Here is an 18380-nt window from a genome sequence, read left to right as displayed (position 1 = left end):
TGATCGCGGTCTAATGTGGGAGCGGCGGTGCGACGATTCGACTTGCTCGCGAAGGGGCCAGACCAGAAAACCGATCAGGCCCGGAACTGCCCCAGGCTCGCCTTCAACTGCGCCGCCAATCCATCCAGCACCTTGCCGCTGGCCGTGGTTTCCACCACCGCTTGAGCCGCTTTCTCAGCCTGTGCATGAATAGTTTCAACCCGACCGCGCACCGCTTGCGCGCCTTGCGCCTGATGCGCCGCTGCCTGCGTTGCCAGACCTATTGCCGCATGCACTTGCTCGACCGACGCCTGCACCGATTGCTGCAACCGCGCACTGTCACGCAACACCAGCAAACCTTCGCTGGCCTGGCGCCCGGCCTGACCGATCGCTGCCACCGCCTCACGCGCACCTTGTTGCAAGGCAACGATGTGCGCCTGAATGTCGCCGGTAGAGCTTTGCGTCTTGCTCGCCAGCGCCCGCACTTCGTCCGCCACCACAGCAAACCCGCGACCGGTCTCGCCCGCACGCGCTGCTTCGATGGCCGCGTTGAGCGCCAGCAGGTTGGTTTGCTCGGCGATCCCGTGAATCACCGTCAGCACCACTTCAATCTGCTCACTCTGCTGCGCCAGCCGCTCGATGACTTTCGCCCCGGTGTCGACCTGCCCGGCCAACGCCTCGATCAGGCTGCCGACTTTTGCCGAAGTCCGCGTGTTTTCATCCGTGGCCGAACGAATATCCACCACTTGCTGCAAGGCTGCCTGCATGGCATGACTTTCAGACTGGGCTTCGTCAGCCATTTGCGACAACGCACGCAGGCTCTCCGCCACTTCATCGCGTTGCATGCCCGCCGCTTTATCGGCCCCGGCATTGCGTAAAGTCATGGCGCCGATTTCCACGCCAGTGCGCTGAGCCACATCGCCCGCTTCGCGCACGATCGGCTGCAACTTATCCACAAAGCGATTGACCGCCGAGGCCATGTCGCCGATTTCGTCCTTGCTGTTGATCTGCACACGCTTGGTCAGGTCGCCCTCGCCCGCCGCCAGGTCATCCATGGCAGCGATGAGCAATTTCAAGCGATTGACCACCCGACGACCCAGTACCACCGCGAGCAACAGCAGCACACCGCACCCTACCAGCGCCAGGCCCATGCCGATGCGCCAGCGCAAAGTGCCCGCCGCTTCCTGAACAGTGCTGGTGGTGTTGACTTGCATTTCAGAGGCCGTGGATTGCGCCGACTGCAAGCGCGCGCCCATCGCGGCTGCGCTATCAGCTGCCGCGCCCTTGAGGCTGTCACCCACCAATTGATCACTGCTGGCGATCAGCGTGGTAAAGCGCTTGTCCAAGGCCGCCAGATCGGTTTCCACCGAGGCGGTCGAAACGCCCATCAAGACCTTGCCGATTTCCACGCCGTTAGGATTGATCGAGGCTTCCAGGTAATAGACCGATGGATCGTTCTTCGCCGCATCCAGCACCTTGTCCAGCGCACGTTCGCCCTGGCCTTTTTCCAGAAGGGCTTTGTTGATCGGGTTCTCGCGGTTGAGGTAGCGCGTCAGGTGCTGCCCCGTCGCGTCGTCGTAGACCACGAATAGCACGTTGGGATTACGCTGAGCCCGGCGGGCGAATTCGGACAGGGTTGGAACGTCGCTGTCCCACATGGCGCGAGGTGCGACCGAAGCCAAAAGCTGCGCCATATCATTGGCGGAGTCCTTCAGATCCTTCTCCAGCGTCGCACGCAGTTGTGCCTGCTCGTCTTTCAATCGCGAGGACAAGCCCGCCGTAAGGCGCTGACGAGTACTGGTGGAGAGGCTGTCGAGACTCGACGTGACTTCACGCCCCGCTTGCTCCAACTCTCCGGAAAGTTTTTGACTGTCGGCACCCAGGCGCACACCCAGATCGGCTTCCAGTGCGGTCACTGTGCTCCGGGTCAGGGCGACAGCCACCAGCACCTGCACCAACAGTGCGATACCTAGAGTAACGAACACGGGCCGCAATAGACGGCTTTGTAACAGTGAGAGAACGGCCGACACTTAGAATCCCTCTGCTTTAACGCCATTAAATTGATGGCACGCTGGAAGCGATGCGCTTAATGAAGTTCACAGCAAGGGTCGTGCCGTCCGACAGACAGAAACGACAAAGGCCCCAATTAAGGGGCCTTCGTGTTTTACATCAACGACTTATTAAGCGAACGGGTGACGCAGAACGATGGTTTCGTTGCGGTCCGGGCCCGTCGAAATAATGTCAATCGGCGCACCGACCAGCTCTTCGACGCGTTTGATGTAGTTGCGTGCAGCCTGTGGCAGCTCTTCCAGGGTCTTGGCACCGACGGTGGACTCGGTCCAGCCCGGCATCTCTTCGTACACCGGCTCCAGGCCGATGTAGCTGTCGGCGTCAGTCGGTGCGTCGATCACTGCACCATCCTGGTTCTTGTAGCCAACGCAGATGTTGATGGTTTCCAGACCGTCCAGCACGTCCAGCTTGGTCAGGCACAGGCCCGAGATGCTGTTGACGTCGATAGCGCGACGCAGGATGACGGCATCGAACCAGCCGCAACGACGGGCACGGCCAGTGGTAGCGCCGAACTCGTGGCCACGCTTGGCCAGGAAAGCACCCACATCATCGAACAGCTCAGTCGGGAACGGACCCGAACCGACGCGAGTGGTGTAGGCCTTGGTGATGCCGAGGATGTAATCCAGGTACATCGGACCAAAACCCGAACCGGTAGCGATGCCGCCCGCAGTGGTGTTGGAGCTGGTGACGTACGGGTAGGTACCGTGGTCGATGTCCAGCAGGGAGCCTTGGGCGCCTTCGAACATGATGTCTTTGCCAGCGCGACGCAGCTCGTGCAGCTCAGCGGTGACGTCGAGCATCATCGGCTTCAGCAGCTCGGCGTATTCCATGCACTCGTCGAGTGTTTTCTGGAAGTCGATCGCAGGCTCTTTGTAGTAATTGACCAGAACGAAGTTGTGGTAATCCAGCAACTCGCCCAGCTTGGCGGCGAAACGCTCGCGGTGGAACAGGTCACCGATGCGCAGGCCACGACGTGCAACCTTGTCTTCGTACGCCGGGCCGATGCCGCGACCGGTAGTACCGATCTTCAACTCGCCACGGGCCTTTTCACGCGCCTGGTCCAGCGCTACGTGATAGGACAGGATCAGCGGGCAGGACGGGCTGATACGCAGGCGCTCGCGCACCGGTACGCCTTTCTCTTCCAGCTTGATGATTTCCCGCAGCAGAGCGTCGGGTGCAACCACCACACCGTTGCCGATCAGGCACTGCACGCCTTCGCGCAACACGCCCGACGGGATCAGGTGCAAGACGGTTTTTTCGCCATCGATCACCAGGGTGTGACCCGCGTTGTGGCCACCCTGGTAGCGCACTACGGCGGCAGCATGTTCGGTCAGCAGATCAACGATCTTGCCTTTGCCCTCATCACCCCATTGGGTGCCCAGGACTACGACATTCTTACCCATAACACTTGTCCTCATTCGCGCAAACTTGGTGCCGGCCGCGGCCGGCAGGAAAACTCAAGAAGCCAGTGGCGATACTTGCCAAAGCCCGTTCTGCTGAATCAATTGCCGGTCGCAGTCCGCTTCACGGGCGGCGGCCAAAGGTTGCCCAGGCAACGCCTGAACGACACGCTGACCCTCACTGCGCAACTGGCAAACCTGCTGCCAGAGTGCCGCATCCGTACTGTCAGGCATCCAGATACCGCCAGACGGTAACTCGATCTCAGCACGCCCCAGGGTCACCAGGGTTTTCAAATCGGTAGAGAAGCCGGTTGCCGGACGGGCGCGACCGAAGTCGGCACCGATGTCGTCGTAACGACCGCCCTGAGCAATGGACTGGCCAACACCCGGTACGAACACCGCGAATACCACACCGGTGTGGTAGTGGTAGCCGCGCAACTCGCCCAGGTCGAAATACAACGGCAACTCAGGGAAGCGCGTGGAAAGACGCTCGGCAATCGCCAGCAAATCGTCCAGAGCTGCCAGAACCGGCGCCGGCGCATTCGCCAGACGCTCGCGGGCAGCGCTCAATACTTCACGGCCGCCACACAGGTCAACCAGCGCCCGCAACATGCCCGACAGATCGGCAGGCAGGCCTTCGGTCAAGGTAATGACCTCGTCGATAGCTTTACGTTGCAACGCATCGAACAACTGCTGTTCAACTTCACCGGACAAACCGGCGGCGCGAGCCAGGCCGCGGTAGATACCCACATGACCGAGGTCCATGTGCACATCCGGCACATCGGCCAGTTGCAGCATAGCCAACATCAGGCTGATGACTTCCACGTCGCTGCTCGGGCTGGCATCGCCGTACAACTCGGCACCCAGCTGGATCGGGCTGCGCGAGGACGACAAGGCGCGCGGCTGAGCGTGCAGCACGCTCCCGGCATAGCACAGACGGCTCGGGCCTTCGCGACGCAAGGTGTGCGCATCGATGCGCGCCACTTGCGGCGTGATGTCGGCACGGAAACCCATTTGCCGACCCGATTGCGGGTCGATGACCTTGAAGGTACGCAGATCGAGGTCCTGGCCCGCGCCGGTCAGCAGGGATTCCAGGTACTCGATATGGGGAGTCACGACAAACTCGTAACCCCAGCTCTGGAACAGATCCAACACCTGACGACGCGCGACTTCAATGCGCGCCGCTTCTGGTGGCAGTACTTCTTCGATGCCATCTGGCAGCAGCCAGCGGTCTACCGTTGCCATTACGCCATTCCCCTATGATCCGGGCGGCAAGCCTTTGGGCGAGCCTTGAGTGAAGCAGAAAATGATCGGCTCATGCGCACAAACCACGCGCATGAACAACGGGGCGAAAAGCCTGAAATCGGCTTCGCCAACCACTTTCCTCGAAAAATCTGTCGAGTCATTCAACTCGGACGCCTGCATAAAAAACAGCAATCAAACGTGCAGACGCAAAAAAGCCGGGAATTTCCCGGCTGCCGCATCATACACACGTTTTCCCAAAGGATCACCCCGCCCGAGGTGTTAGCCGTCAGGCGGGGGATGATTCAGTTCAACGCCGTATCAAGGCTTGGCTTTTTCCAGGTAACGGAAGAAGTCGCTGCTTGGGTCCAGGACCATGACGTCGGATTTGTTCGCGAAGCTTTCACGGTAGGCACGCAGGCTACGGTAGAAACCGTAGAACTCCTGATCCTGGCCGTAGGCCTTGGAGTAGATCGCAGCGGCCTGGGCGTCACCATCACCGCGAACCTCTTCAGATTCACGATAGGCTTCAGCCAACAACACGCGGCGTTGACGATCAGCGTCGGCACGAATGCCTTCTGACAGTTCGTTACCCTTGGCGCGGTGCTCGCGAGCCTCACGCTCACGCTCGGAACTCATGCGCTCGAACACGCTGCGGTTCACTTCTTTCGGCAGATCGATGGCCTTGACCCGAACATCGACAACTTCAATGCCCAGCTCTTTTTCCGCCATCTTGTTCAGCGAAGCCGTGATATCGGTCATCAGCGCATCGCGCTCACCGGAAACCACTTCGTGCAGCGTGCGCTTACCGAACTGGTCACGCAGGCCCGATTCCAGACGACGTGAAAGACGCTCGTCAGCAATCTGCTTGAGGCCGGACGTCGCGGTGTAGAAGCGCTCGGCATCTTTCACGCGCCACTTGGCGTAGGCATCGACCATGACGGCTTTCTTTTCCAGCGTCAGGAAGCGTTGCGTCGGTGCATCCAGCGTCATCAGGCGTGCGTCGAATTTGCGCACCTGGTTAACGTAAGGCACTTTCACATGCAGGCCCGGCTGAACATCAGTCTGCACCACACGACCGAACTGCAGCAGCACCGCACGCTCGGTCTGAGCCACGATGTAGAAGCAGTTCCAGGCTGCGATCGCCACGACGACGACGACAATAAGGGTGATCAGCGATTTATTGCTCATCAGCGACTCTCCCTGGTACGTGCTGGCTGTTGCTGCAGATCGGCTGCCGCACGCGCACTCGCTTCATTGCTGGTGGCTGCCGCGCCGGTCACCGGAGTGCTGGTATTGCGACTACCTTCGACCATCTTGTCCAGCGGCAAGTACAACAGATTGCTCTGGCCATTCTTGTTGCCGGTCACGAGAACCTTGCTGGTATTGCTGAAAACTTCCTGCATGGTGTCCAGGTACAGACGCTCGCGGGTGACTTCGGGTGCCTTGCGGTACTCGGCGACCAGCTTGGTGAAGCGATCGGCCTCACCTTTGGCGCGCGAGACGGTTTCGTCACGGTAACCATTGGCATCTTCGATGATGCGCTGGGCCTGACCACGGGCTTCCGGCACGACGCCGTTGGCGTAGGTTTCAGCCTGGTTGCGCGAACGCTGCTCGTCTTCACGGGCGCGGATCACGTCATCGAAGGCTTCCTGCACTTCACGCGGTGCCGCTGCGCTCTGCACGTTGACCTGAGTGACGGTGATACCGGTGCGATAGGTATCCATGAAGCGTTGCAGACGCTCCTTGATTTCGCTGGCCATCAATTCACGACCTTCGGTCAGCACCTGATCCATCGCGGTGGAACCCACCACATGGCGCAAGGCACTTTCGGTCGCATGCTGCAGGCTGATTTCCGGCTGATCGACGCTCAGCACGAAGTCCTGCAGATTGCTGATCTTGTACTGCACGGTCAGCGGCACTTCGACGATGTTCTCGTCTTCAGTCAGCATTTGACCCTGCTTGGTATAGGCACGCTCACGCGTGACGTTTTCCAGGTACTTGCGATCAAGCGGCGGGAAATAGATGTTCAGGCCCGGACCGACGGTTTCGTAGTACTTGCCGAAGCGCAGCACCACGGCTTGCTCCTGCTCGTCGACGACATAGACCGCGCTGTACAGCCACACGGCCGCCAACACGACCAGGCCGATGCCGAGCAGACCGCCGAAGCCGCCACTCCTGCCCGAACCGCCACCGTCATCACCGCGTTTTTTACCACCACCGAACAACCCGTTCAGGCTTTCCTGCAGCTTTCGAAAGGCCTCGTCGAGATCCGGTGGTCCCTTGCGGTCGCCGTTATTGCGGCGTTTGCCACCCCAAGGATCCTGATTATTCGAGTTGCCACCCGGCTCATTCCAAGCCATAGCGCTCTCCATCTGATAAAGCAAAGACGCACCCACGGCGCGCCGACCAATGCTACAGAATGCCTGTCACCGCGGCACAACCGCTTTCTCAGGCTTTTATTGCAAAGTGTGTTGCTCGATGAAATCCATCGGCTGCAATCCTTCGCGGCTCACCAGTCGATTCAACTCGATCCGTGGCAAACGAACGGCCAGCAGGCAGATGCCTTCCTCGTCGTGTTCTTCTTTCTGCACCGCACCGAGTTCGAAAAACTGCGCACGCAGTCGAGCAAAACGTTGCGGCAAGCGCAAGGTGCCAACAAACAAATCACCGCCCAGCAACTCGGCAATGGCTTGCTCAAGCAATTCCAGACCACTGCCATCACGCGCCGACAGCCAGACCCGTTGGGGCTTGCCGTTTTCGTCGCGCTGGATTTGTGGCTCAACGCCTTCAAGCAAATCGAGTTTGTTATAGACCTCGAGTATCGGCAAGTCCTGGGCACCAATCTCGCCCAGCACCACCATCACCTGCTCTATCTGCAACATGCGATCCGGTTCGGCCGCATCGATCACGTGCAACAGCAGGTCCGAGTTGCTCGACTCTTCGAGCGTAGACCGAAACGCCTCGACCAGTTTGTGGGGCAAGTGGCGTATGAAACCCACCGTGTCGGCCAGGACAATCGGCCCCAGATCGTCGAGTTCCAGACGGCGCAAGGTCGGGTCCAGCGTGGCAAACAACTGGTCAGCCGCGTACACGTCGGATTTCGTCACGTTATTGAAGAGCGTGGATTTGCCGGCGTTGGTATACCCCACCAGGGACACGGTAGGAATATCCGCACGCGAACGACCGCGTCGCGACTGTTCGCGCTGACTGCGCACTTTTTCCAGTCGGCCCTTGATCTGTCGCAGGCGAACCCGCAGCAAACGGCGGTCGGTTTCCAATTGGGTTTCACCCGGGCCACGCATGCCGATACCGCCACCTTGGCGTTCAAGGTGAGTCCAGCCACGAACCAGCCGAGTGCTCATGTGGTCAAGCTGGGCCAGTTCTACCTGGAGCTTGCCTTCATGGGTACGGGCGCGTTGGGCGAAAATATCGAGAATCAGACCGGTGCGGTCGATCACGCGACACTCGAAAACACGTTCGAGGTTACGTTCCTGACTGGGCGTGAGGATGTGATTGAAAATCACCAGATCGGCCTCTTCGGCCTTGACCAGGTCGCGTAGTTCCTCGACCTTGCCACTGCCAATGAGGAATTTGGCGGTTGGCCGATGACGCGGCACGTTAAAAAACGCAACGGTCTCGGCGCCCGCCGAATTAGCCAGTTCCTGAAACTCCTGCGGATCTTCGCGCGCCTCAGGGTCCTGTCCATCCAAGTGAACGAGGATTACTCGCTCACCACCACCGTGGCGCTCAAAGAACAAAGGAGACTCCTATCAGGCGTTACCTGGCTCAGCGTCACCTGCTTCGGATTCGGTTGCGCTAGGCAGACGAATTGGACGAACCGGCACCACTGTAGAGATAGCGTGTTTGTAAACCATCTGGCTGACGGTGTTTTTCAGCAGGATAACGAACTGGTCGAAAGATTCGATCGTACCTTGCAGTTTGATCCCGTTGACCAGGTAGATGGAAACCCCCACTTTCTCTTTACGTAAAGTATTCAAGTAAGGGTCTTGTAGCGAATGCCCTTTTGACATGTGCCGCACTCCTTTAAGGATTCAATATAAAAAATAGGTAAACAGATGGCTTGTGGCCGTCAGACCCCCAAGGATAGACGGCAATTGCAAAGACTCAGCTCAATATGGAGATGGTCCCCAGGTATTTCAAGGCGCGCGGCAGATTGTCGCAATCCAGGCTGTCCAACCAGTGTAAATCAGCCCAACTGCGCAGCCAGGTGAACTGGCGCTTCGCCAATTGGCGCGTGGCAATGATTCCACGCTCCTGCATCTCGGCTTGCGTCAGCTTGCCATCCAGGTAGTCCCAGACTTGTCGATAGCCTACTGCACGTATAGACGGCAACCCGGCATGCAGGTCACTTCGCTTACGCAGGGCTACGACCTCGTCAATGAATCCCTGTTCCAACATATTCGTGAATCTTTGTTTAATTCGCTCGTGCAATACCTGGCGATTTGCCGGAGCAATGGCCAAGTTCGCGACAGTATAGGGCAATTGTTGCAGTCCCGAAGCGGCTGCTTCAGTACTTTGCGCAGATTGTCGCAACCTTAGCGCAGTCATGCTCTGACCACTGACGCGATAAACTTCCAGCGCTCGACTGAGTCGTTGTGGATCGCTCGGGTGAATACGCGCCGCAGATTCCGGATCAATGACTGCCAATTGTTCGTGCAAGGCTTGCCAGCCAAGGCGTGCAGCCTCTTCTTCAATCTGTGCGCGAATGGCCGGGTCAGCCGCCGGCATGTCTGCCAGACCTTCAACCAAAGCCTTGTAATAGAGCATTGTGCCGCCCACCAGCAGCGGAATTTTGCCCCGCGCGGTGATCTCGGCCATGGCTTCGAGGGCATCACGACGGAAATCGGCGGCCGAATAGCTCTCTGCCGGATCAAGAATATCGATCAAACGGTGTGGAAATTCAGCGAGAAGTTCTTTTGAAGGCTTGGCGGTGCCGATGTCCATGCCACGGTAGACCAGCGCCGAATCGACGCTGATCAACTCACAAGGCAAGACTTTGGTGAGTTCGATGGCCAGGTCGGTCTTGCCGGCGGCGGTCGGCCCCATCAGGAAAATCGCAGGAGGGAGCTGTTTCATCAACGACCGCGCAAGAACAGTTTGTCCAGATCGTCCAGACCCAGTTGGGTCCAGGTCGGTCGGCCATGGTTGCATTGACCGCTGCGTTCGGTGTTTTCCATATCCCGCAGCAGACCGTTCATTTCCGGCAGGGCCAGACGCCGATTCGCACGAATCGCGCCATGGCAGGCCATGGTCCCGAGCAATTCGTTCAGGTGCGCCTGAATCCGGTCGCTGGTGCCGTATTCCATCAGGTCCGCCAGAACGTCACTGACCAATCGATTGGCTTCAGCTTGCTTGAGCAAGGCCGGTATCTGCCGAATGGCCAGGGATTCCGGGCCCAGACGCTGCAATTCAAAGCCCAGGCGCTGAAACCACGCGACGTGTTCTTCGGCGCAATCGGCTTCACGCTGACTAACCGCCAGAGGCTCCGGCACCAGCAGCGGCTGACCGCTCAGGCCTTCGCTGGCCATGGCGATTTTCAGGCGTTCGTACATGATCCGCTCGTGAGCGGCATGCATGTCCACCAGCACCAGGCCCTGGGCGTTTTCCGAAAGAATGTAGATGCCTTTGAGCTGCGCCAGTGCATAACCCAGCGGCGGAATGTCGTCCTGTCCGGCCGGCAGCGCGACCGCGTTAGCTTCTGGCAGCGGCGCAAAAAACTCACGGTAGGCAGCCTGAGCTTCAGCCGCAGGCACACCCGATTGAGGGCGCGGCGAGTACTGATACTGATAACCAGCACCAGCGCCCGAGCCTGCCGGCGTATTGAACGACCGCTGAGCCTGAGGCTGTTCCAGCAAGGCATTGGCCGCCAGACGCATTTCGCCCTGTGGACCGAACTCGCCAGCATCAATGCCGGTAGGTCGAACGATGGCCGTCGCGACAGGAGCGGCCAGATGGTCTTCCGGCCGCACATCGCCCAAGGCGCGGTGCAGGGTGCCATAGAGGAAATCGTGAACCATGCGCCCGTCACGGAAGCGCACTTCGTGCTTGGTCGGGTGCACGTTGACGTCAACGCCTGCCGGATCGACTTCGAAAAACAGCACGAATGTCGGGTGCCGACCGTTGAACAGCACGTCGCGATAGGCCTGACGCACCGCGTGGGCCACTAGTTTGTCGCGGACGGCACGGCCGTTCACAAAGAAATACTGCAAGTCCGCCTGACTGCGGTTGAACGTCGGCAAACCGACCCAACCCCACAAATGCAGGCCATTGCGCTCGATCTCGATCGGCAGCGCCTGCTCGAGGAAACCCGAACCGCAAATTGCCGCCACACGCCGGGCACGGGCCGCGTCGTCATGGGCTTCGTGCAGGCTGAGGATGGTCTTGCCGTTGTGGCGCAGATGGAACGCCACGTCGAAACGCGCCAACGCCAGACGCTTGATCACTTCTTGCAGGTGATCGAATTCGGTTTTTTCGGTCTTGAGAAACTTGCGTCGTGCCGGGGTGTTGAAGAACAGGTCGCGCACTTCCACCGATGTGCCCACCGGATGGGCCGCTGGTTGCACGCGAGGCGCCATGTCCCGGCCTTCGGTCTCGACCTGCCAGGCCTGATCGGCATCACGGGTACGGGATGTCAGGGTCAGACGCGCCACCGAGCTGATCGAGGCAAGTGCTTCACCGCGAAACCCGAGGCTCATGACCTGCTCGAGGTCCTCCAGATTGCGGATTTTGCTGGTGGCGTGACGCGCCAGAGCCAGCGGCAGGTCATCGGCCGAAATGCCGCTGCCATCGTCGCGAACCCGCAGCAACTTGACGCCGCCCTGTTCCACATCGACATCAATGCGCTTGGCGCCGGAGTCGAGGCTGTTTTCCAGCAGCTCCTTGATCACCGAAGCCGGGCGCTCAACCACCTCACCGGCGGCAATCTGGTTCGCCAATCGCGGGCTGAGCAGCTCGATGCGAGCTGTGTTGGTCAGCACCTGGTTCATTCTTTGGCCGCCAGTTCAGTGCCGGGGATGGTCAAGTGCTGACCGATTTTGAGCTCATCACTCGACAGCTTGTTGGCGCTGCGCAGCGTGGCCGGAGACACCTGATATCGCACGGCAATCATCGCCAGCGTCTCGCCGGGGTTCACCCGATGGTCACGAGGACCTTGTGCGATCCCACCGGAATCACGCAGCCAGGCGATGTAGGTGCCCGGTGGCGGATTCTGCTGGAAGAACTGGCGGACGCCGCTGCTGATCGAGCGCGCCAGCGCCTGCTGGTGGTTCGCTGCGGCAAGCTTGGAAGCTTCGTTAGCGTTGGAGATGAAGCCGGTTTCCACCAGGATCGATGGAATGTCCGGCGACTTCAGCACCATGAACCCGGCCTGCTCTACGCGCTGTTTGTGCAGTGGCGTGACGCGGCCGATGTTGCTCAGCACCTTCTGGCCGACGTTCAGGCTGGAGGTCAGCGACGCGGTCATCGACAGGTCGAGCAACACGCCGGCCAGCATGCGGTCCTTGTCGTCGAGGCTGACGTTGCCAGCACCACCGATCAAGTCGGAACGGTTTTCGCTGTCGGCCAGCCAACGAGCCGTTTCCGAGGTCGCGCCGCGATCAGACAGGGCAAACACCGAGGCACCGAAGGCTGCGGCCGAAGGCGCGGCGTCGGCGTGAATCGAAACGAACAGGTCGGCGCCCTTCTTGCGGGCGATTTCGGTACGGCCGCGCAGTGGGATGAAATAGTCGCCGGTGCGGGTCAGTTCGGCGCGGAAGCCTTTCATGCCATTGACCTGACGCTGCAGTTCGCGGGCGATGGCCAGTACCACGTCTTTTTCACGCTGGCCGCGAGAGCCCGAGGCACCCGGGTCTTCGCCGCCGTGACCGGCATCGATGACCACAATGATGTCGCGCTTGCCGGCTGGGGCTGGCGGCAGCTTCACCGCAGGCTCCACCGGAGTGACCGGCACCGGGGCGACCGTCGCGACGTTGGTCGGCACCGGAATTGGCGCGGCATCGGCGGCGTTATCGAACAAGTCGACCACCAGGCGATTGCCGTACTGGGCGTTTGGCGCCAGGGTAAAACTTTTCGGCGTCACGGCTTTTTTCAGGTCGATGACTACCCGCAGGTCGGTCGGCGTACGTTGAGCCGAGCGCATGGCGGTGATCGGAGTGTTCGAGCTGTTGACGTTCAGCGGCGCCCCCAGTGACGCGCCATTGATGTCGATGACCAGCCGATCCGGGGCGGTCAGGGTAAAGACACTGTGCTGGACAGGACCGGTCAGGTCGAACACCAGTCGTGTGTTGTCTGGAGCCCGCCACAGGCGAACGCTGTTGACCTTTGTCTCGGCCACAGCGTCGACGGTCACCGCCAAAAACAACAATCCTACGGCAGCTACCATCGCGCGAAAGCGCATACCTAACCCCATCATTTAATTGGTTTCCAATGCCAAAGCGGCACACCACAACTCGCCACGCGAGCCCTGGGACAAAATTTTCAGCGAACGCCCGCTGTCTTGCGGGCTAATGGTAATGGTCAGGTCGGGCTTTGGCAAAAAGCCTGCACCCTTTTCGGGCCACTCGATCAGGCACAACGCGTCGTCTTCGAAGTAGTCGCGGATACCGAGGTACTCCAGCTCTTCAGGGTCGACCAAGCGATAGAGATCGAAATGAAAGGCCCGGATGTCGCCAATCTCGTAGGGTTCGACCAAGGTAAACGTAGGGCTTTTTACCGACCCTTCATGCCCCAGCCCCCTGATGATGCCCCGGGACAGCGTGGTTTTCCCCGCGCCCAGATCTCCCTCGAGAAAAATCAGACCGTGCCCTTCAGTGGTTTGTGCAATGCGTACGCCAAATGCGGTCATCGCCTCTTCATCAGCCAGGTACAGGGTTACTTCAGACACGGTGCTTGCTCCTCCAACAACTGACGAATGGCCGGGATCAGATCACTGGCCGCCAGCCCACGGCCCGATTTACCTTCTTGCGCGCCAGCATTGGCGTGCAGCCAGACGGCCAGGCAGGCGGCGTCGAACGCCTCCATGCCTTGCGCCAGCAACGCGCCGACCAGACCGGCCAGCACATCACCCAAACCGGCGGTGGCCATGGCCGGATGGCCCTGATGACACAACGCCAGGCGCCCATCGGGGCTGGCGATCAGGCTGCCGGTGCCTTTCAGCACCACGACAGCTGTATATTTTTTGCTCAATGCGTGAGCCGCAGCGGGGCGGTCAGCCTGAACTTCGGCAGTGCTCATCCCCAACAAGCGCGCCGCTTCGCCCGGATGCGGAGTGATCACACAATCCTTGGGCAAGCTCAGGTGCTCTGTGGCCAGCAGATTCAATGCGTCGGCGTCCCAGACTTGCGGCAGCGGCGCGTTGGCAGCCGCCGACAAAAGGCTGCGCCCCCAGGAAGCCTGACCTAAGCCTGGGCCGACAACCAGCACGGAAACCTTTTGCAGCAGTTCCATCAGTTGATTGGCCGACGAAGTGCCCAACACCATGGCTTCGGGGATTCTCGCCAGCGCGGCCGGAACATGCTCACTGCGCGTCGCCACCGACACCATTCCCGCACCACTACGCAGCGCACTTTGCGCGCTCAGCAGGATGGCGCCGCCAAAGCCGCGATCACCGCCGATCAGCAATACATGGCCGAATTTGCCTTTATGGGAGGTTGGAGCCCGGCTCGCCAGACGCGGCAAGGAACTGGCCGTCAGGCGACGTGCACTGATGGCGACTCCGTTAAACGACTCGGGGGAGGCTTGCAGATCGTTGAACACCAACTCGCCGACCACGTCTGCAGCATCGCCGGTGAACAGACCCAGTTTCAGGCCGATGAACGTCACGGTCAGGTCAGCCCGCACCGCAGCGCCGAGTATTCGGCCTGTATCAGCACACAACCCCGAAGGGATATCCACTGCCGCAACCGGCAGCCCGCTGCCATTGATCGCTGAGATGACGCCCGCGTAGGGTTCTCTCACCTCTCCCGTCAGACCGGTGCCGAGCAAGGCATCCAGCACGATACCCCGCAACTCGGACTGTGCGCTCCAGGCTTGAACCGCGACACCTTCGGACACCGCCTCGGCATGGGCCAATGCCGCATCACCCTGCAAACGCTTGGGATCACCGGCCGCCAACACCCGCACATGCCAGCCGGCACGTCTGGCCAGCACGGCCACCAGATAACCGTCGCCGGCGTTATTGCCGTGGCCGGCCACGACACTCAATTCGTTCGCCGTTGGCCAATGACGGACCAGCGCACGCCAGGTCGCCCGCGCCGCGCGCTGCATCAATTCGAAGCCCGGTGTACCGGCCGCGATCAGGCTCGCATCGAGGGCTCGCACTTGCGCGGCGCTATACAGCGCGTCGGGTAAATCATCTTTAGTGTGCAGCATGCGTCTTCGGGCTCCGATGTCTGGCAGAATTATACGCATCTCAGCTCCGGTTTCTCTCGCCTCATGCCCGCAATTACCACAGACCTGCCCGCCCTCGCCCAATCCATCAAGGATTGGGGCCGCGAGCTGGGCTTTCAGCAAGTCGGCATCAGCGGCCTCGACCTGGCCGAGCATGAGCAGCACCTGGAGCGCTGGCTCGCGGCCGGCTACCACGGCGAAATGGACTACATGGGCGCCCACGGTAGCAAACGCTCACATCCGGAAGACCTGGTGCCCGGCACACTTCGGGTGGTTTCCCTACGCATGGACTACCTGCCGGGCGACACCGAAATGGCCAAACGTCTGGCACAACCGGAAAAAGCCTACGTCTCGCGTTATGCCTTGGGCCGCGATTACCACAAATTGATCCGTAAACGCGTGCAACAACTGGCCGATAAAATTCAGGCCGAAATCGGCCCGTTTGGTTTCCGCGCCTTCGTCGACAGCGCGCCGGTGCTGGAAAAAGCCATCGCGGAACAGGCCGGTCTTGGATGGATCGGCAAAAATACCTTGGTCCTGAATCGCAAGGCGGGCAGTTATTTCTTTCTCAGCGAACTGTTTGTCGACTTGCCGCTGCCGGTTGACCCGCCACACAGCACCGAACATTGCGGCCGTTGCACCGCATGCCTCGACATCTGCCCGACCAACGCCTTCGTCGGCCCTTATGTACTCGACGCCCGACGCTGCATTTCCTACCTGACCATCGAACTGAAAAGCGCGATCCCGGAGGATTTGCGGCCATTGATCGGCAATCGGGTGTTCGGTTGCGATGACTGCCAGATCGTCTGCCCGTGGAACCGCTTCGCCCGTCCGTCCGGCGAAAGCGACTTCAAGCCACGGCACAACCTGGACAACGCCGAACTGGCCGAGCTGTTCATGTGGGACGAGGACAAGTTCCTCAGCAGCACCGAAGGTTCGCCGTTACGCCGAGCAGGTTACGAGCGTTGGCTGCGAAACCTGGCGGTAGGCCTGGGGAACGCGCCGTCAAGCATTCCGGTGCTGGAAGCGCTGAAGGCGCGGCGCGACTATCCATCTGAATTGGTCCGAGAACACGTCGAGTGGGCCCTGAAACAACACGGACTCCTGTAGCAACTGCCGAAGGCTGCGTCCGGCTGCGGAGCAGTTGTCATCCTGCAAAGGGAGTCTTGCGGACTCGAACGCAGCCTTCGGCAGCTGCTATGTATGGACTCGCCCCCACTGTCTACCCGCTTTTGAAAAACCGCCGCCCCGTTGCATCTATGTATTAGGCCTATTCGAGGAAGCCGTCTTCGGCTTCTGGCCAAAATTGGAAGAGCTCGTGGTATGCCGATTACAGTCAGGCCTCGAAGGCCAGTAGCAGCTAAGGCATCAATCCACGCCGGTCTTACCTGGGGTCAATTTTTTTTCAGCAAAGGGCCGGACAGTTAGTACCTCGGTGGCAGAACTCTGTCGCTCAGTGGCTCATCGTCGCTTGCCGGCCATCACCAGCCTGGCGACGATAAGTCTGGTCATTCTGTAGAAGCACCCAGACGATTCGCAGGTTGCGGTTGGCTAACCTGACCGCAGCCTCCTTACGGCCCAGTCGGCTCATCCAGCGCAACAAGCGGCGGTCATCGGGTTGCTGGGAATCAGGTCGTAGTTGTTGCAGTACCGCATGGGCTCCCTGGATCATCAGGCTGCGTAAATAAACATCGCCTCGCTTGGTCATGTCCCCCAGCCGGACCGTCTGCCCGCTGCTGTGCTGGTCAGGCACCATGCCAAAGTACGCGGCAAACTTGCGGGCATTGGGAAATCGCTCAGGCTTGGTTTCCTTGGCCACCAGTGCCGTGGCAGTGACTGGGCCGATGCCGCGCACAGTCATCAGTCGCTTCGCCGTCATGTCGGCGTTGGCGGCCACTTCGAGGCGCCCCGTCAGCACGCTGATGCGTTCGCCCAAATGGCGCCACTCGGCCAACAGTTCGTCGATCAGTTCACGCAGCAGACCCGGCACCGGCTGGGTGGCATCTTCCAGTACCCGCGGAATTTTCTGGCTGATCGCAACATCGCCCTGCGCCAAGGCCACGCCATGCTCGAGCAGCAGGCCGCGCATCTGATTACTCACGGCGGTGCGGCGACGCACGTAACCTTGACGAGCGCGATGCAGTGCCTGCATTGCCAGCGCCGCAACGCTTTTGACCGGCACTGCGCAGATCTTTTCATCGCGACCAGCCCGCAGGATCGCCAGCGCATCGTTGCGATCATTTTTAGGCCCGCTGCGATGTGTGGTCACCAAGCCGGCTGGAAGAATCCGCGCCAGATTGCCTTGGTCTTGCAGCTGCCGGGCCCAGGCTTGAGCACCCGGGCCGGTCTCCATCAGAACCACGACATGAGGCGGCAACTGGCGTAGAAACTCATAAAACGCCTCGCGCGACTTGATCCGTTGCTCGTAGTGCACCTGGCCGAGGACGTCTTCACCGGCGACCTGAAAGACCTGCTTGGCCAGATCGACCGCCACGGTTGTGCAGGCCGACAAATCGGAAGAAGACAGGAATTGATCAATCGAAGTATGCTTTTTCATGGACTCGCCCTCGCTGTCGTTGGCTGTTTAGACTGCCACCGTGGCGCATTGACGCCTCGGCTTGGGCGAGTCCATCCAATTACAGGGACCGTGCTGAAGTCAGGCTTCGTCGTTGTAAACGAATTTCGGCATTTCCCAGTGAAAACGGATTGCCAGTAACCGCAACAGGAAGCCGCCAAACAAGGTGATGAGAATCGCCTGTTCACCCGGCAATTGCAGGTAAATGCAGAGCATGTAGCACCACGCCGCAGCGAACGAGACGCTGGCGTAGAGTTCGCGGCGGAAGATCAGCGGGATGTCGTTGCAGAAGATGTCGCGCAGGATGCCGCCGAAAACCCCGGTGATCACACCGCTGACGGACGCTACGAGCATTCCGTGGCCCATTTCCAGCGCGGTCATGCAGCCAATGAGGGTGAACGCCACCAGGCCCACGGCGTCGAGCACCAGAAACAGCGAGCGCAGGTGGCGCATCCAGCGCGCAGCGAAGACCGTGAACATCGCCGCCACCGAGGTCAGCACCAGGTATTCCGGGTGTTTGACCCACGTCAGCGGGTAGTGGCCGAGCAGCACATCACGCACCGAACCTCCACCTAACGCCGTGACGCAGGCGATCAGCACCACGCCAAACCAGTCCATCCCGCGACGACCGGCAGACAGGGCACCGGTCATGGCTTCGGCGGTAATGGCGATCAGGTAAAGCATCAGCAACATGGCGGCGGTCC

15 protein-coding genes are annotated in these 18380 nt (G+C 60.2%); 1 reads left to right on the top strand and 14 read right to left on the bottom strand.

The genetic code is table 11. The annotated features are described in order from the left end of the window. Window positions 1-74: 74 nt before the first annotated feature. The 12 genes from QFW87_RS02650 to QFW87_RS02595 all read right to left on the bottom strand — a co-directional run bounded on the left by QFW87_RS02650 (window position 75) and on the right by QFW87_RS02595 (window position 15083). Window positions 75-2009: a methyl-accepting chemotaxis protein gene (locus QFW87_RS02650; protein WP_283182721.1), complete on the bottom strand. Its 1935-nt coding sequence runs from the start codon at window positions 2007-2009 to the stop codon at window positions 75-77. Window positions 2010-2159: 150 nt separating this feature from the next. Next, window positions 2160-3452, bottom strand: coding sequence for an adenylosuccinate synthase (locus tag QFW87_RS02645; RefSeq protein WP_010464193.1), 1293 nt, complete (start codon window positions 3450-3452; stop codon window positions 2160-2162). 54 nt (window positions 3453-3506) lie between these two features. Further along, on the bottom strand, window positions 3507-4694 hold the full coding sequence (locus QFW87_RS02640; protein ID WP_007939588.1) for an ATP phosphoribosyltransferase regulatory subunit: 1188 nt from the start codon (window positions 4692-4694) through the stop codon (window positions 3507-3509). A gap of 318 nt (window positions 4695-5012) precedes the next feature. Beyond that, complete coding sequence (hflC, locus tag QFW87_RS02635; RefSeq protein ID WP_283182720.1) at window positions 5013-5882, bottom strand: protease modulator HflC; 870 nt, start codon at window positions 5880-5882, stop codon at window positions 5013-5015. Continuing rightward, entirely contained in the window at window positions 5882-7054 is a 1173-nt protein-coding gene (gene hflK, locus QFW87_RS02630) for an FtsH protease activity modulator HflK (RefSeq protein ID WP_283182719.1), read from the bottom strand. Before hflK ends, hflC begins: the two co-directional genes overlap by 1 nt. Before the next feature lie 96 nt (window positions 7055-7150). Then, the gene (gene hflX, locus QFW87_RS02625; RefSeq protein ID WP_283189745.1) at window positions 7151-8452 is read right to left on the bottom strand and encodes a ribosome rescue GTPase HflX; all 1302 of its coding nucleotides are present in this window, start codon (window positions 8450-8452) and stop codon (window positions 7151-7153) included. A 12-nt stretch (window positions 8453-8464) separates the two neighbouring features. Next, window positions 8465-8725 carry an RNA chaperone Hfq gene (gene hfq, locus QFW87_RS02620; RefSeq protein WP_007902656.1) on the bottom strand — a complete coding sequence of 87 codons (261 nt, stop codon included), beginning with the start codon at window positions 8723-8725 and terminating at the stop codon, window positions 8465-8467. 94 nt (window positions 8726-8819) lie between these two features. Continuing rightward, window positions 8820-9791: a tRNA (adenosine(37)-N6)-dimethylallyltransferase MiaA gene (gene miaA / locus QFW87_RS02615; RefSeq protein WP_283190872.1), complete on the bottom strand. Its 972-nt coding sequence runs from the start codon at window positions 9789-9791 to the stop codon at window positions 8820-8822. Further along, the gene (mutL, locus tag QFW87_RS02610; RefSeq protein ID WP_283190871.1) at window positions 9791-11689 is read right to left on the bottom strand and encodes a DNA mismatch repair endonuclease MutL; all 1899 of its coding nucleotides are present in this window, start codon (window positions 11687-11689) and stop codon (window positions 9791-9793) included. The genes miaA and mutL overlap by 1 nt, the downstream gene beginning before the upstream one ends. An 8-nt stretch (window positions 11690-11697) precedes the next feature. After that, window positions 11698-13125 carry an N-acetylmuramoyl-L-alanine amidase gene (locus QFW87_RS02605; RefSeq protein WP_283189744.1) on the bottom strand — a complete coding sequence of 476 codons (1428 nt, stop codon included), beginning with the start codon at window positions 13123-13125 and terminating at the stop codon, window positions 11698-11700. After that, window positions 13126-13596 carry a tRNA (adenosine(37)-N6)-threonylcarbamoyltransferase complex ATPase subunit type 1 TsaE gene (gene tsaE, locus QFW87_RS02600; RefSeq protein WP_283182716.1) on the bottom strand — a complete coding sequence of 157 codons (471 nt, stop codon included), beginning with the start codon at window positions 13594-13596 and terminating at the stop codon, window positions 13126-13128. It abuts the gene before it with no gap. Next, window positions 13584-15083, bottom strand: coding sequence for an NAD(P)H-hydrate dehydratase (locus QFW87_RS02595; RefSeq protein ID WP_283189743.1), 1500 nt, complete (start codon window positions 15081-15083; stop codon window positions 13584-13586). The genes tsaE and QFW87_RS02595 overlap by 13 nt, the downstream gene beginning before the upstream one ends. 63 nt (window positions 15084-15146) lie before the next feature. Between QFW87_RS02595 and queG the strand changes: the two genes are divergently transcribed. Continuing rightward, the gene (gene queG, locus QFW87_RS02590) at window positions 15147-16211 is read left to right on the top strand and encodes a tRNA epoxyqueuosine(34) reductase QueG (protein WP_283189742.1); all 1065 of its coding nucleotides are present in this window, start codon (window positions 15147-15149) and stop codon (window positions 16209-16211) included. A 343-nt stretch (window positions 16212-16554) separates the two neighbouring features. On the opposite strand, the gene QFW87_RS02585 is transcribed toward queG, so the two are convergent. Together QFW87_RS02585 and QFW87_RS02580 are read right to left on the bottom strand one after the other, a co-directional pair. Next, the gene (locus QFW87_RS02585) at window positions 16555-17613 is read right to left on the bottom strand and encodes an IS110 family transposase (protein WP_283184626.1); all 1059 of its coding nucleotides are present in this window, start codon (window positions 17611-17613) and stop codon (window positions 16555-16557) included. 144 nt (window positions 17614-17757) lie between these two features. Then, window positions 17758-18369: a trimeric intracellular cation channel family protein gene (locus QFW87_RS02580; protein WP_008153267.1), complete on the bottom strand. Its 612-nt coding sequence runs from the start codon at window positions 18367-18369 to the stop codon at window positions 17758-17760. Window positions 18370-18380: the final 11 nt, after the last annotated feature.

The sequence above is a fragment of the Pseudomonas sp. PMCC200344 genome, from assembly GCF_030053095.1.
Lineage (GTDB): Bacteria > Pseudomonadota > Gammaproteobacteria > Pseudomonadales > Pseudomonadaceae > Aquipseudomonas > Aquipseudomonas svalbardensis.
The sequence above is the reverse complement of the archived record's forward strand: the minus strand, read 5'-3'. Positions and strand labels throughout refer to the sequence as shown.